The sequence below is a fragment of the Spirosoma radiotolerans genome (assembly GCF_000974425.1).
Taxonomy (GTDB): Bacteria; Bacteroidota; Bacteroidia; order Cytophagales; family Spirosomataceae; genus Spirosoma; species Spirosoma radiotolerans.
Genome location: NZ_CP010429.1, coordinates 2,898,077 through 2,913,195 on the forward strand (window position 1 = coordinate 2,898,077; position 15,119 = coordinate 2,913,195).

At 49.3% G+C, this 15,119-nt stretch carries 11 protein-coding genes; 5 read left to right on the forward strand and 6 right to left on the reverse strand.

Features of this window, described 5'->3' with window-relative positions:
- Window positions 1-5: 5 nt before the first annotated feature.
- The 4 genes from SD10_RS11750 to SD10_RS11765 all read right to left on the reverse strand — a co-directional run bounded on the left by SD10_RS11750 (window position 6) and on the right by SD10_RS11765 (window position 8,644).
- Complete coding sequence (locus tag SD10_RS11750) at window positions 6-2,468, reverse strand: glycoside hydrolase family 2 TIM barrel-domain containing protein (RefSeq protein ID WP_046573975.1); 2,463 nt, start codon at window positions 2,466-2,468, stop codon at window positions 6-8.
- A gap of 181 nt (window positions 2,469-2,649) precedes the next feature.
- Window positions 2,650-4,107 (reverse strand): RagB/SusD family nutrient uptake outer membrane protein, encoded by a 1,458-nt coding sequence (locus SD10_RS11755; RefSeq protein ID WP_046573976.1) that lies wholly within the window; start codon window positions 4,105-4,107, stop codon window positions 2,650-2,652.
- Between the two features lie 21 nt (window positions 4,108-4,128).
- Window positions 4,129-7,500 (reverse strand): TonB-dependent receptor, encoded by a 3,372-nt coding sequence (locus tag SD10_RS11760; protein WP_148562435.1) that lies wholly within the window; start codon window positions 7,498-7,500, stop codon window positions 4,129-4,131.
- 37 nt (window positions 7,501-7,537) lie between these two features.
- The gene (locus SD10_RS11765) at window positions 7,538-8,644 is read right to left on the reverse strand and encodes a FecR family protein (protein WP_052731163.1); all 1,107 of its coding nucleotides are present in this window, start codon (window positions 8,642-8,644) and stop codon (window positions 7,538-7,540) included.
- 479 nt (window positions 8,645-9,123) lie between these two features.
- Between SD10_RS11765 and SD10_RS30475 the strand changes: the two genes are divergently transcribed.
- Both SD10_RS30475 and SD10_RS30480 read left to right on the forward strand, forming a co-directional pair.
- Window positions 9,124-9,198, forward strand: coding sequence for a hypothetical protein (locus SD10_RS30475; RefSeq protein WP_394330471.1), 75 nt, complete (start codon window positions 9,124-9,126; stop codon window positions 9,196-9,198).
- A gap of 13 nt (window positions 9,199-9,211) precedes the next feature.
- Complete coding sequence (locus SD10_RS30480) at window positions 9,212-9,511, forward strand: integrase core domain-containing protein (protein WP_082111580.1); 300 nt, start codon at window positions 9,212-9,214, stop codon at window positions 9,509-9,511.
- Between the two features lie 124 nt (window positions 9,512-9,635).
- On the opposite strand, the gene SD10_RS11775 is transcribed toward SD10_RS30480, so the two are convergent.
- Entirely contained in the window at window positions 9,636-10,022 is a 387-nt protein-coding gene (locus SD10_RS11775) for a VOC family protein (RefSeq protein ID WP_046573977.1), read from the reverse strand.
- A 467-nt stretch (window positions 10,023-10,489) separates the two neighbouring features.
- Between SD10_RS11775 and SD10_RS11780 the strand changes: the two genes are divergently transcribed.
- Genes SD10_RS11780 through SD10_RS11790 form a run of 3 tightly spaced genes read left to right on the forward strand, consistent with a single transcriptional unit; the run spans window position 10,490 to window position 12,512 of the window.
- The gene (locus SD10_RS11780; protein ID WP_046573978.1) at window positions 10,490-11,014 is read left to right on the forward strand and encodes a YbhB/YbcL family Raf kinase inhibitor-like protein; all 525 of its coding nucleotides are present in this window, start codon (window positions 10,490-10,492) and stop codon (window positions 11,012-11,014) included.
- A gap of 57 nt (window positions 11,015-11,071) precedes the next feature.
- Window positions 11,072-11,962, forward strand: a complete 891-nt coding sequence (locus SD10_RS11785) for a helix-turn-helix domain-containing protein (protein WP_046573979.1) — start codon at window positions 11,072-11,074, stop codon at window positions 11,960-11,962.
- Window positions 11,963-11,987: 25 nt separating this feature from the next.
- Window positions 11,988-12,512 carry a DinB family protein gene (locus SD10_RS11790; RefSeq protein ID WP_046573980.1) on the forward strand — a complete coding sequence of 175 codons (525 nt, stop codon included), beginning with the start codon at window positions 11,988-11,990 and terminating at the stop codon, window positions 12,510-12,512.
- Between the two features lie 289 nt (window positions 12,513-12,801).
- On the opposite strand, the gene SD10_RS11795 is transcribed toward SD10_RS11790, so the two are convergent.
- Window positions 12,802-14,964 carry a prolyl oligopeptidase family serine peptidase gene (locus tag SD10_RS11795; protein ID WP_052731165.1) on the reverse strand — a complete coding sequence of 721 codons (2,163 nt, stop codon included), beginning with the start codon at window positions 14,962-14,964 and terminating at the stop codon, window positions 12,802-12,804.
- Window positions 14,965-15,119: the final 155 nt, after the last annotated feature.

Here is a 15,119-nt window from a genome sequence, read left to right on the forward strand (position 1 = left end):
AGCTATCAATGGATGACAAGCGTAATCTCGGCGGATTGCAAGCCATTAGCTGACGCCTTCACTTTAATGGTCCCTTTCGTTTCACCGGGCCGAATAATAGCGAGACACCGACCCCGATACGTCATTCGATCCGGTTGCTGAAAACTAGCCATGTCTGTTGGGTTACCATTACCAACAGCCGCCAGGTAACCCTCTCCGCTTACCTGAAATGAAAGCAGGGCCTCCGTAGTTGGAACTGTGTTTTCCTGAGCGTCTACCACTTCTGCGTATATATAAGCCAGTTCATCGGGACCTGCTTTCAATGTCGGCCGATCAGCCGTGAGCCGGATATGGTGGGCTGCTGAAGTTGTCGTCAGCCTTACGCGGCCAGTCTCCTGTCCATTGTGTAAGCCAACAGCTTCCAATGTGCCGGGCTGATAAGGGACATTGAAGACGGCGACGATACTGCTGTCCGGCAACGTCTGATCGCCAATTTGGTGCCCATTCAGCAGAAGGCGAACTCGTGAGCTTCGGGTGAAAACGCGAACCTGCAGAGGCTTTCCCTCAGCCCCTGGCCAAGTCCAGCTTTGGTGTTCATCGGGCCATCCCCAGTTGGTCACAGACTCTTTCATGCCATTGGGTATAGGCGCGTGAACGGCCATTTGGATGGGACTATTGCGCCAGACCACATCGCGGTAATAGGATTGGGGCTTTTTAGTGCCAATCAGATCTAAATCGCCACAGTAGGCGTTAAACCAGGGCCAGGGCAATACCGCAGTGGTGCTATCTTTCTCATTTTCAGGCTGCACAAGTGAGTGACCAATGGCCGTCTCACCCATGTAATCCATCGCGGTCCAGACGAAGTCGCCGATAACATATGGATGTTTCTCTACCTGTTGCCAGTTCTCGAAAGCTTCTTTAGCAAACGTTTCGGTACCGACCATAATGCGGTTTGGAAACTGCTGATGATCTGATTCGTAGTGTTTCCATTCGTAGTTGTACCCACCAACTTCTAATAGCGCAAATGCTTTAGCGGACGCGTCCCATTGCATACCGGGGTGTTCCCAGAAACTACAAATGGCCTCCGTCGTCGGGCGGGTCAAATCAAGTTTATGGACCAAACTGACCATTTTTTTAGTTAGGACCAGTCCAGATGAGTCAGCACGTTCGCTAATTTCATTGCCGATGCTCCACAGAATAATGGATGGATGGTTTCGGTCTCGCTGAATCATGGCGGTTAGATCGCGTTCCCACCAGGTATCGAAGTCAAGGTGATAATCGTGCGGTTTTTTCGGTCGTTCCCACATATCGAATGCTTCATCAATAACCAGCATCCCTAACCGGTCGCAAGCATCCAGAAAGGCAGGCGATGGTGGGTTGTGGCTACTTCGAACGGCGTTGAATCCGTTTGCTTTCAGTAGTTCGACCTTTCGTTCCTCTGCCCGGTCGATGGCTACGGCCCCCAATGGCCCATTGTCGTGGTGGACACAGCCCCCCTTAAGTAAAATGCGTCGGCCGTTCAGGGTGAATCCAGTCTGAGCGTCGAAGTGAATAGTCCGTATCCCAAATTGAGACGTTAAACTGTCCACTTTTCGGTTGTTCTGCCAAATCGTTATCGTGGCTCTGTACAGGTAGGGTGTATCAACTGACCACAACGTTGGCTGTTGTATTGACAGCGTTTGGGTGACTATGGCTTGATCGGTCAGGGTTACTGTCTTTTTAATACCTTTTACAAACTGCCCATCCGAGGTTTGTAGAGACACTTGTACGGTGACTCGTGCTGGGCTCGTCTGGTCATTTTTTACGTTTGTACTGATCTGAACCTGCGCAGCTTTACTGGAAACCTGTGGAGTCGTTATGACAATCCCCCAGGGGGCAAGATGAACGGGTTCCGCTATTGTTAGCCAGACATGCCGATAAATGCCGGAACCTGTATACCAGCGCGTATTTTGGCCCTCATTTCGCACACGAACGGCCAGAACATTTGGTTGATCTGCTGGACGCAGATAGGGGGTAAGGTCGAACACGAATGGTGTGTATCCATACGGATGATAGCCCAAATGATGGCCATTTAGCCACACATCCACATTCCGGTAAACACCGTCAAACTGAATGGAAATCTTCTTTGTTTGATAAGCAGACTTAAGCGTAAAGGTCTTTCGATACCACCCCGTACCGCCAACCGCATAGCCCGTAGAGGTGGCACCCACGCTAGTTTTTGAAAATGGCCCCACAATGGCTTCCGACCCCTGGCCCGGTAGATCCTCGATGCTCCAGTCGTGGGGTAAGCGTACTCGTCGCCAACCGGAATCGTCATACTCCGGCTGCTCCGCCCCAGACACACTATCCTTCAGAAATGCCCATTCCTGATCGAAGAGCTGGGTTCGGACGGCCTTTGTAGTAGGTAGTGCGTTGGCTTGGTATTTTTCTGGTTGAGCACTTGTTTCAAGCGTACTGAGTAAGCAAACAATGAGGATTAATGTTCTCATGAACTCGTTTACGAATATCCGTTTGTTTTGGGCATCCCTTTTTGGCATTGCCTTATTTCGCTTCAATAGGAAACCGGCGGGCTAATTAGCCCGCCGGTTTAGATAAATCACTTCACAAAAAAGACTATTTATGAAGACACTAGTCCTTTGTGATGCTATACAAGAGTTTTATAAGCTACGCTCATAAATTGGTATTGATGTTGGCATCGCCAATGGGTACCGGATACCAGTAGCTCGATTTTGTAATCGACCCAATAGGTTTCAAATCATCAGCCGCTTTGTTAGCGGGTGCATTGGCGGTTTCGACCAGTTCAAGCCGTTGTAAATCAAACCATCGGGTCCACTCACCGGCAAACTCCCAGGCTCGTTCGTCGACCACCACATTGGTGAAGTTGGATACCGATAAATTTGTTACATCGGCTAGCCCAGCCCGCTTCCGTACGGCATTCAGCGCGGTGTATGCATCCGCGCTGACACCACCACCCGACCGGGCCTGTGCCTCAGCATAAACCAGCAGGACGTGGGCGTAACGAATCATGTGCACCGGCATCGATGACTGGTAATTCGTGTTGTCAGCCAGTCTGAATTTACGGTAGTAGGGGTGCTTTGACTGACTATCCTGCCACGAAATTTTGGTGCCATCGGGCTTTATAAATTCGGTGTAAAATGTAATGTCTTTGCGTTTGCCCGCTGGAAATCGATTAAAGAATCCTACTTCCGCAAAAAAGTCATCCCATCCATTTTCGTCGCCCGGTGTGGCCGAACTGCCATAGAATGCATTGGCTGAACCCCCGTAGTTGACCGACGTCTGGAACGAAAATACTTCTTCCGATGTGCCAACCGAAGCAGGCGTTCCCGACCAGAGTGTTGCCAGATCGGGGACCAGATCAAAGCCATAACTAGCTTTGTTATCAATCACCTCTTTTGCTTTAGCAGCTGCCAGCGCATACTTGGACGCATCTTTTATTGGCCAGCCGCCTTCGGTCAGGTATACATCTGCCAACAGAGCTTTAACCGAACCTTTGTTGGGCCGTCCCGCATCGCGTTTAGTCGTTGGCACGAGCGTTTCAGCCTGCAACAGATCGCTTTCAATTAGTTTGTAGATATCAGCAGGTGCGCTTTTTTGAATCGATAGCAAATCATTCGTAAAGTCGGCGCTCGTAATCAAGGGAATGTTGCCGTAGCCACGAACCAGCCAATAGTAGCCCAATGCTCGTAGAAAGTAGGCTTCACCCACAATAGCATTAATGGTATTTTGGTCCCCGGCCACGGTCTTATAATTGTTGATAATGTTGTTAGCACCTTGAATGGTCTTATAGCAACCGCTCCAGATCTGAGAAAGCCTTGAGTTCGATGACACTACATCAAATTGATCGGTCTGTCGGAATTCGGCTTTGTTTCCACCACTGAGGGAGGTAACGTCATCGCCCCCCATTACATAGGCTTCCAGGGCGGAGGTAAGAAAACCACGCGCCCAGGTGCGCAGCATACCTTTATACGTACCGGTTAGAGCCGCTTCCAGCCCAGCAACATCCTGAATGGCGTTAGTCCCGACAACCTGTCCTTCGGGTACTTCGTTGAGATAATCGTTGCAGCCAGCCAGGGACAGAAAAAGACAAAGTATGATTAATTTTTTCATGACATTACTGAGTATAGGATGTTAAAAAGTTAAGCTCAAACCACCGGTAATCGTCTTTGAGTTGGGATACGATCCATAATCGATATTTTGGCCGATATCGCCGGAGCCATTGGAGGTTGACTCCGGGTCGATGCCTTTGTATTGAGTGAAGGTCAGCAGGTTGGTTGCGCTCACGAAAACGCTTACGGTACCAATGTTTTTCAGCGTCGATTTGGGCAGATTGTACGACAGGCTGATATTTTTCAAACGTACAAAATCACCTTTCTCTAAAAAACGGGTTGACTGCACGTAAAAATTTTCCTTTACGTTGCTGAACGCCGGAATATCCGACGTTTCGTTAACGCCGGGAATATACCGGTTCTTGATATCGGCAAACGTTGGCTGCCGTGCATCCGTGCTACCGACTATCCCATTGGCATAGGTGTAATTAAGTTTGCTAAAATCAAATAAACCTTGAAAGAAGATGTTCAGTGACAGGCGTTTATAAGTAAACGTGTTGTTCCAGCCCAACGATGTTCTTGGCTGTCCGTTACCAATCACCTGATAGTCTGCTGCGTTAATCACCCCGTCGCCATTTAAATCCTGATAGTGAGCATCACCAGGTTTTTCGCCATAACGAGTCGCCATATCGGCCTCGTTCGGTTTCCAGGTACCCATGTAGCGTAATCCCCAGAAGGATGTCAGAGACTGTCCCGGAATCAGGACGAACTCGTTCGACGCATAGATAGTATCACTAGTCGAACTTAAACTCACAACCTTGTTTTGGAGTAGAGATACGTTGAATGAAGTATTCCAGCTGAAGTTATTCTTGTCGATCGGCGTTGCTTCCAGGGAGAATTCCCAACCCTTGTTCTGCACCCGACCTACGTTGCGAAGGATGCTGTTGCCACCAACATAGTCCGGCAAGGGTTGGTTTAACAACAGATCACGGGTGTTTTTTACAAAGTAGTCGACTGAAAGGGTTACTTTTCCGTTCAGAAAAGACATGTCTGCCCCCCCATTTATTTGCTCCGTCGTTTCCCACTTTAAATCCGGATTGCCTGGGTTACCGAGGATGATACCATTGGTAACGCCATTGGTGAAGTAGCCCGATCGAAACGCGACGGCTGCATCATCCACATTGGTGATGTAGGTAGACAGAGTTCCATAGGGATTTATGCCCTGATTACCCGTTAAACCCCAGCTACCCCGTATTTTCAGGTTGCTGAACAGGTGCTGTGACTGCATAAACTTCTCTTCCGACAGTTTCCAGCCCAGCGCCATGGATGGGAAAACACTATATCTGTTCTTTCCCTGAAACTTGGACGAACCATCCCGACGAACCGTCGCTGACACCAAGTAACGGTCTTTCAAGGCGTAGTTGACCCGCCCTAAGTACGATAACAAACTCCATTTTCCGTATCCCGAACCAATCTGATTGGACTCGGCCAGTGCCAAGTTGTTATAGGACTGAGCCGGATAGGTTAAATTAGCTGCATTGGCGTAAAACGATTCGCCGGTTTGCTGCTGGGTTTCAAAAACGCCAGTTATATCCAGCCGATGGATGGCATTGAATACCCGTTTAAACGTCAGCGTATTGGTATTTTGCAGCGTGATCTGCTCACCCGATGTCCGGCTGGCGCGCGGTAAACGGTTTGCAATCACTGGGCCGGAGTAATATTTACCCTGCTGGTTATTATAATTGACCCCATACTGAACATCCAGGGCCAGGCCGGGAATAAACTCGTAGCGTACACCCCCAATCAGGTTAGCTGTCGTGCTATTGGTGCGATTGTCGGCATCGGTAGTTAGGGCAACCGGGTTTTCGAAAATCGACCCAACCGGGTCGCGATAGGTATAGTTACCATCAGCATCCCGAACAGGCGTGGTAGGTGCCCAGGCAAATGCCTGGGCAAGTGCACCCGACCGGGCAGCGGTACCGCCGGTGTTATGATTCTCGCGCCGGGTTCCGGTGAAGTTCAACCGTACCGAAAACTTATCCGAAATCTGCGAAGCGATGTTGGAGCGGATCGCGTAACGCTTGTAATCAGAGTTATTGATAATACCATTCTGATTCAGGTAGTTAGTCGAAATTAAATACGTAGTCTTTTCGTTTCCGCCCGAAACACCCAATTGATACTCTTGACCAACGGCTTTGCGGAGTATCTGATCCTGCCAGTTAGTGCCACTGTTTTGCTGATAGCCCGCGATTTGAGCCGGTGTATAGATCGGATTACCACCGGTTGCCACCTGCCGCTCATTAACCACCTGGGCAAAGTCAGCTGCATTCAGCGTATTAATTTTTTTGAGTACTTCAGATGTCGAGATGCGGGTGTTAAAATTAACCTGCATGCCTTTTTTACTGCCCCCTTTGGTGGTAATGATAATCACGCCATTAGCACCCCGGCTCCCGTAAATAGCCGTGGCTGACGCATCTTTTAGAACTTCCATCGAGGCAATATCCTGCGCGTTGATGTTGTTGAAATCTGCCCCGACGAAGCCATCGACCACGTACAGCGGACTGTTATCTCCGTTAATGGAGTTGGAGCCTCGAATACGAATACGAACATCGCCCCCTGGTGCACCAGCTGAACTAGTAACCTGAACGCCGGCCGCCCGACCCTGCAACGCTTGATCCAAACGGGTAACCGGCTGATCTTTAAAGTTTTCGGCTGAGATTGATGTTAACGCGCCTGTTACATCGCCTTTGCGTTGCGTTCCGTACCCCACTACAACAACTTCATTCAACGACTTGACATCGGTTACAAGTACGATTTCCAGCCGCGTACGGTTGTTTACCAGCACTTCCTGTGTGACATAGCCAATCGACGAAACGACCAGCGTATGTGCACCACTTTCGGGCAGATTCAACTTGAATTGACCATTGGCATCGGTCGTTGTACCAACAGAACCACTCCCCTTGAGTACGATTGTTGCTCCAGGAACGGTACCCCCGGTATTATCGATTACCTGTCCGGCAACAACGACGTCAGCATTCTTCTCGGTAAGAAACATAGGCGTAGTTTCGATCACCTGTTGCTGACCGGATAAAGGCATGCGCTTTAAAAGTACTTGATCACCAGACACTTCATACGTAATTTTTAAAGGTGTCAGCAACTCATTCAGCACAATGGCTAGTTTTACATCTTTTACTTTAAGCGAAGTGGCTCGTCCAGCCTGAATCAACTCCGGACTGTACATGAAGCGAATTCCTGAGACTTTAGCTAGTTTATCGAGAATGGTTTCTACTTTCTGATTAGTCACCTGGAGCGTTATCCGGCGATTAAGTAAATCTTGTCCATAGCCATTACGAGCCAATGCGAAGCTGGTAAATAGGGCTATAAAGACAAGCTGAACAAGACTAAGGCGCATTATATAGAATAGCACGTTTTTCAAGGGTATTATTTTCTTCATGTTGAGGGTATGTTAAGAATATACTGAGTAATACAGATTATTGACAGGGTTTTCCGTTAATGGTGATTTGCTGGCCGCTTACTTGGTAGGTAGCCTCTAGAATGGTACAGATCCATTGTAGTTTTTTCTGGAGTGGTTCATCGCCCAGGGTAGCCGACAGACTGCAATTCGCCATGACTTCCCGGTCAAAGACGATAGATACACCATATGCTTTTTCTAGTGAAGAAAATACAGTTGCGATGGGTGTTGCTTTAAAGTCAAAGGAGGGATGAACGTTTGGTGTTTTTACTTCCGTCCGGGTCAGGCGGGCATCTGTTCGCTCGTAGGTTGCTTGTTGATTGGGCATCAGCACCATCCCTGTCAGTTCGAGGTTATTTTGTAGTACATTAGCTTTTGGATCTGTTTGCGCGAAAACAGCAACTTTTCCGGTTCTGACCACTACAATTACCTGCTCAGCTTTCTGATGAGCTTTTATAGTAAAACTGGTTCCTAGAACTTTCGTAACCAGGCCGTTGGCATACACGAAGAAGGGCTTCCTTGGCTCTTTGGTTACTTCAAAGAAAGCTTCTCCCGACATATACACTTCACGCTTGGCACCCACAAATACTCGAGCGTAACGAACCCGGCTGTTTTTTCGCAGCACCACTGAACTTCCGTCTGGTAGTAACACATGCATGGCAGGTCTGTCAGTATTGGCAATTGATATCAATTGGTCTGATTGGACTGACAGATCACTTGGTGAATTGGTTTTCCCGACCTGATGAGTACTATATTGCTTGGTATACTGCGTATAGGTAAACCAGCACAGACCCAACAAGAGCACAATTGACGCTGCGACTACCCAGCGGTAGAAGACAGGATATTGAACCTGAATTATTTTGGGCCTAGTTAATGCTTCCTGGTGCTTAGCTCTACTCAGCACTTGCTGTACCCGATCCTGGATATCTTGCTTTGATAAAGTTTCCGGTCGGCCCTGAATCGCTAGTATCGTTAAGCGAGCCTGCTCCAACACTTCTTGGCCTATAGGATCATTCTTAACCAAACTCTCCCAGTAACCGTCATCTTCCGGAGCCTGGCCAATAGCCCATTGAACAAATCGAGGATTTTCTAAAAACTGCTCGTAGAGTTTGTCTCTTTGTTGCATGCTAATCTTGTCATGATTAAACTCTTCAGTGCTATTATCCAAACGAGGATGCTTACATACTCACTTAATGAATTTTTTTTAGAAAAAGTGGAAATGTGCTGAGCACTATTTGGCACGGTATGAATAAAAAAATTAAGTCTGATGGGGAAGCTTAGGAGTAATTCGAAGGGTTGAACTGAAGCCCCGGTAAACCGTAGTAAGTCCATTTTTTCTTATTAATTAAATAAAAATGGAGTTGACAATAGCTTGCTTCAGACGTCAACTGAAGGAATGAGGATACGGGCAGAACCGGCCCGCTTATGGTGATTATGCCCTGAACCCAATAAAGTGAGCCAGTGAAAAGTAGAGTAAAACACTTAAATTTCACTAGGAATTGGAAAGAGAAATGAAAGCAGCACGATTTTCCGAATCGCAGATCGTGGCGAGCGCACCGGCGCCCCGGTCTTAAACAGCTAGACAGCGGTCAGACGGTCGCTCAAATTACCCGCGAACATGGCGTCAGTGAAGCCACCTTTTCCAACTGGTCAAGCGCTATGGCAAACCGGAGCGGTTAGGGAGCGAAAATAGGTGGTCCGCCACCGCGGCCTGAATTTATTAATCAGGCTTTGCAGGATTGGTGTAAAGATCAGTCAATTGAATTGTGTTGGATTGAACGGCAGCGGCCGACCGTCGGGTAACCCCACCCAAAACGCTTATATTGAGCGTTTCAACGGGACCTTTCGTCGAGAGGTTTTGGACGCTCACATTTTCACAAGTACTCGGCAAGTACGGCGCGTAGTGGATGAGTGGCTGGTGGAGTACAACACGGAACGTCCTCAGCAGGCTTTGAAATTTATGACGCCCGTTGAATATCGACAGGCGGCTTAAATTCCAGTCAAAACTGGCTCATCAAACGGGGTAAGGACACACTCACTCTATAAGCGTGTTAGTAAAACCCTCTTATTTTAACCAGAAATACAGCCTCGATTAGTCATGACTCATCAAGGCTAGCTTATTTCTTGTTGAACCATTGAATGTACTCCAATAGGTTGTTATCCGGATCGCTAAAATAAACCCATGTTTCCTCTCCCTCGATGAGCAGCGGGCCTTTAACAATGGGAATGCCTTTCGCTTGTAGATCAGCAACGGCACTAGCCATGTCCAACACCTCCAGACAGTAATGAGGACAGAAGGGTTTGCGGATGGTGGGAATAATGTACTCATTGACTAAATCTTGAATGAGTTCTAGGCGCGCCGTGCCTAGCGACACAAACGCATATTCTTCCTGCTCTTGCTGATTGATGGCTCGGTGATCGAGCTGAAAACCTAGCTTTTGGGTATAGAAATGAATGGCCTCATCCATACTTTTGACTTGAAATCCACAGTGGTCTGCCTTCATGCTAAGGAGTTAGTAAAGAAAATGTAGTGGTTAAAGGGGCAAAAGTAGGCTACCACCGGCTAGAAAGCAGATGCTGTATTGGCCAGTTATGAACTGATATTACCTTACTGATTCTGTCAAATAGCCCGCGGTGGCATGCCACTTGACAAGTACTCAAAAACAATTATCTCGAATAAGGCTCCTCAAAATGAGATAGTTACTGAATGGCTGTATAGGGGCTTAGATATTACTCAATCTCGGCCACCCAAACAGATTTTCCATGGGCAGTTGCGGCTGCCCAATTAGAACGATTACTATAGATTATGGTCCCGCGACCCTTGCTTTGTAATCCTGCTGGCAGATAAGTCAGACAACTAATCGTGCTAATCAAATAATTGACCGTTTAGCAACACTTTTTGATCGGTGACCCATCAGCCAGCACTTACCGCTATCTCTACCTTTGCCCGGTAATCTAAAACAATAAGCTGATGATAAACCTAGCTGATGAGCTACTGAATGACCAGGCCAGCGCACGCTCATTCACCTTAAAAAGTAATGAACTGGGTGGGCAACTGGCCCAGCAACACTATAGCAATGGGATGGAATTTGCTGGCCAAAACCAGTCCCCACAGCTTTTCTGGGAGAACCCGCCCCAGCACACCAAAGCGTTTGCGGTGACCATGTATGACTTAGACGCACCAACGGGTAGCGGGTTATGGCATTGGGTGGTCTTCAACATACCGGCAGGGGTCCATGAACTCAAGGCGGATGCCGGAGACCCGACTCAAAATTTGCTGCCCCAGGGAGCCGTACAAAGTAAGTCAGATTTAGGCGTTCCTGGCTATGTAGGGGCCGCCCCGCCAAAAGGACCCGCTCATCGGTATTTAATTACCGTCTATGCCCTCTCCCAAAACCTGGCGTTGGATCAGCAGGCCACCCCAGCTTTGGTAGGATTTAGTATGCATTATGTTACATTAGCTAAAGCCTCCTTACTGGTTTATGGGCAAAAGTAATAATTGTAAGTAGGGTATTTTGGGACGTTTTGCCATGATTGGAAACAAGTTAAACCCATGAACACACATACTACCCAAAGCATACGGCGGTCCTCCAGTCTGGTAGCAGAAGTTGAGTCGATTGCCATCTGTCACTATGCGTCTCAAGCAGGCAGCATCAAGAATCAGATTACGCTCCGTCAGAATCTGTTCAGTTTCCTGCTGGAAGGGGAAAAAACGGTTTATTATGCGGGGACAAGCGTACAAATCAAGCCGGGTCAGTTTCTATTGCTTTCAGCCGGAAACTGCTTGATGAGTGAAAAGACGGCGGGCAAGTCCGGACGCTATCAAAGCTTGTTGATCTCCTTTGATAACAACCTGCTGGCTGATTTTTTCATTCGGCATTCGCAGACTCTTCAAACGTCCATTGACAAGGGGCATGAGGAGCCTTTTCTCCAGTTTGAGCAAGACAGTTTTCTAGCCAATTACCTTGAATCACTCCATCAACTATTGGGCGTTGATGGGTCAATATCACCGGGTATGCGAGCGGTTAAATTGGAGGAGTTGCTGTTGTATTTGAATCAAACCCATCCTGGCCATTTACAAAGGCTGCATCTGAAAAGCCAGGAAGCTACCGATGAACTCCTGATTCGCCAGGCGGTGAGCGCCAGTCTGGATCACCCGGTCACGCTTGAAGAACTCGCCTTCCTGTGCCATGTCAGCTTATCGACGTTCAAACGGCGTTTCGCCCATCTCTATGGCAACTCGCCAACCAAATGGTTTCTGGAGAAACGGATGCAGAAAGCAGCCCGGTTGCTCAGACAGGACAAGTTGAAAGCGAGCGAAATTTACAACGAGCTGGGCTATGAAAATCTGTCGAGCTTTATTCAATCCTTCAAACAGCTCTATGGCATGACGCCTAAGCAGTACCAAGTGTCAACTTTAGCGGGGACCGACCCTAATCCATAAAACGTTACCCTATTGATTTATAAACATGAACAAAGATTATTTTTTGGCATTAGCGGACTATAACCTTTGGGTGAGTCGTATAGCAGCCAGTTGGTTAAATGAGCTGACCGACGACCAGTGGAATCAGGTTATTCCCAGCAGCTTTGACAGTGTCAAACAAACGACCCTCCACTTGGTCAGCGCCGAAAAAATCTGGCTGGACTACTGGCAACTGGTTCCCGATCCCGTGTTTTTAATCACCCAATTTGACGGCACCAAAGAGGATTTGATCCAGATTTGGCTGCAGACCTCTGTGGCTTTAAAACTGTTCATTGAAAGCTACCCGCCGGAGGCTTATCCGCAATCCGTTTGCTTTACATGGCGGGGGGTGAATTGGCAAATGGCCTTTTGGCAGACGTTTGCTCACTTCATCAACCATGCTACCTATCATCGTGGGCAGCTAGTGACCTTACTGCGTCAAGTAGGCTTCACCAAGCTGTCTTCTACTGATTTGGCAACTTATTTTCGAGTGCATCCATCCGTTGAGACACTCCTTTTTCCTGATTTATAACATTTTAAGCAACAAACCGTCCCTCTAGAATGATCAAATTGTTTCAGAGGGACGGTTTGTTTTCGAAAAACATTACTCCAGAAGGATCTCGAATAACGCTCCATGATGAGACGGAGTAGCGTTGATGTCTCTGCTTCGTAAACGAGCGATTTATGAGCTACTTTTCACCCATTTAGTCTAGGCTTCCTTCAACTTGCTTTTCAGGACAAATGTGTCTAGGATGCTCTCTACTAAAGAGTAGCCAGACAGACTTTCACAACTGACAGTTGGAAAACTGCATAGGGTCGAGTTAGTCAGGTCGCCCCGTTAGCTGATCCAATAGAAACGCGTAGGTGTCGGCTAGCTTCGCCTGTTCCTGCTCACGCCCCAGCCCCGCACCGTGACCTGATCGGGAATCAACCCGCAGCAGTATGGGCTTGCCGCTCGTGCTGGCCGCCTGCAGTCGAGCGGCCATCTTGGCCGACTGCCAGGGCTCAACCCGCCGGTCGTTTATGCCGGTTGTCAGCAGCACGGCCGGATAGCGAGTGCCGTCTTTCACGTGATGAACAGCGCTCATCTGGTAGAGCCCCCGGAAGCCCAGCGAGTCGGTAGCCGTACCAAACTCCTGGATGTTGGGTACGCCGTTGGCGGTGGTCTCAAACCGGACGGCATCGAGCATGCCCACGTTGATAATAGCCGCCTTAAACAGATCGGGTCGTTCGGTGATGGCCCGCCCAATCATAATGCCGCCCGCCGACGTACCTTCCCCGGCCAGGTACCGGGACGCGGTATATCCTTTCCCAATCAGGTATTCAGCGCAGGCAATGAAGTCGTTCCAGGTGTTGGGCTTGTTGAGTTTTTGGCCGGCAGTATGCCATTCCTGACCGTTTTCACCACCACCCCGCACGTGAGCTACGGCGTACACGCCACCCCGGTCAAACCAGGCCACGGTCAATGGATTAAAGTAAGGGTAGGCAATCCGGCCATACGAGCCGTAGCCCGTTAGCAGGGTCGGGTTTTTGCCGTTGAGCTTCAGGCCCCGTTTGTAGACGATCGAAAGCGGTACCATCGTGCCGTCTTTAGCTCTGGCCAGTACCTCATGTGATTCAAGGCCGGCTTTGGCCTCAACCGGGTGTTTTGGCGCAAAACCTGTGTCGGTGAATCGGCCGGTGGCTGGTTCGTAGAGGTATACCAGGCCGTTACCCGTCCAGGCAGCCGAGGTAATGAAGGCACCGGGTAGCAGGTGGTTGGTACCCGCCACGAAACAGGCAGGGACATTCGGTGCCTGGATCCGCTCGGGTTTAGGCGATCCGTCCCAGGTGACACGAAGGGTTTGGTCCAACCCTCCGCGCATCTGGGAGATATAGAGTCCATCGAGGGCCGGACTCATCGCGTCGAGGACGGCCTCGCTGGGAGCAAGAATGGTTTGGGCATGAGCCAAATCAGGGTGGCTTAGACGGGTACGGATGATTTTGAACCGGGGCGCTTCTTTCGAGGTCATCAGGTAAAGCCAGTCTTCGTGGATAACGACCTGCCGAATCAGGTCAGAACGATCATAGATCTTCTGCCAGGGTACGTTTGGTTGGCTAATGGCGTCAAGGGGAGCGCGATAAACGGTTTCTTCAATGGCATCACCGTGTTTGATACGCGCCAGAATATACGGCGAAGGCGTGTGGGTCAGCGTTAATATAATCGGCGTATCAGCTTCGTTAATGGCAACGGCGGGCGATGCACCGAAGCCGAGAATAAACTGATCGGTGGCCGGGTCAGTGTTCAGCACGTGACGGAATACCTGCTTCTTTTTCTGGTATTCGGTGGCGGGTGCATCGGCGGCTAACTGGCGCATGCGGGTGTAAAAGAACGAGTGACCATCGGGGTGCCATTCCGGCCGGGCATATTCCCAGTCCATGCGGTCAATGGTTTCGGGCAAATCCTGCCGCGTGACGAGGTTGAGAATGTGCAGAGTAGGCTTTTCGGAACCATTAGCGGCAATGGCGTAGGCAATGTAGTTGTCGTCGGGCGAGGGCACAAAATAGCTGATGCTGTAGCGCTGCGTACTGGTGTTGAAGTGGCTGGGGTCGACCAGCAAGGTTTCTGTCCCCAGCAATCCCTTGCGTAGAAACAAACTCGGCGTTTGTTGGCCCGGCAGCGATTTCAGGTACAGGTACTTATCGCCAACTAACCGCTCTACTCGGCCACTGGGCGAGGGTGCGTCGGTGTCTAAGCTAACGATGTGCTTCAGCAACTCCTTCCGGCGCGGCAGCCCGTCAAGTGTTGTTCTAGTGTAGTCGCCCTGTCCTTTTAGGTACTGATCCAGCTCGGGGTTCGACGGCTTCTCCATCCAGCGGTAGGGATCGGTAATTTTATTGCCGAAGTACTCATCTATGACCGGACGAATAGGGGCGACGGGCAGTTGCTGGGCGGTGGCCGTTAAGGCGACAAGCAGCCAGCTAAGGAGTAAGGGTTGTTTCATGAATCTGAGGGTAAAAGTAGCGGTGCATCGCCACGTATGCGACTGATAGCCGGTACGCCGTGGTTCGAACGTCGGCCCGGCGGCATTCCGGAGCGGGACCACTGGACAGATAGTAAAATCACTGGCTCTTAAAACATGCTTTAACTAGGTGGATC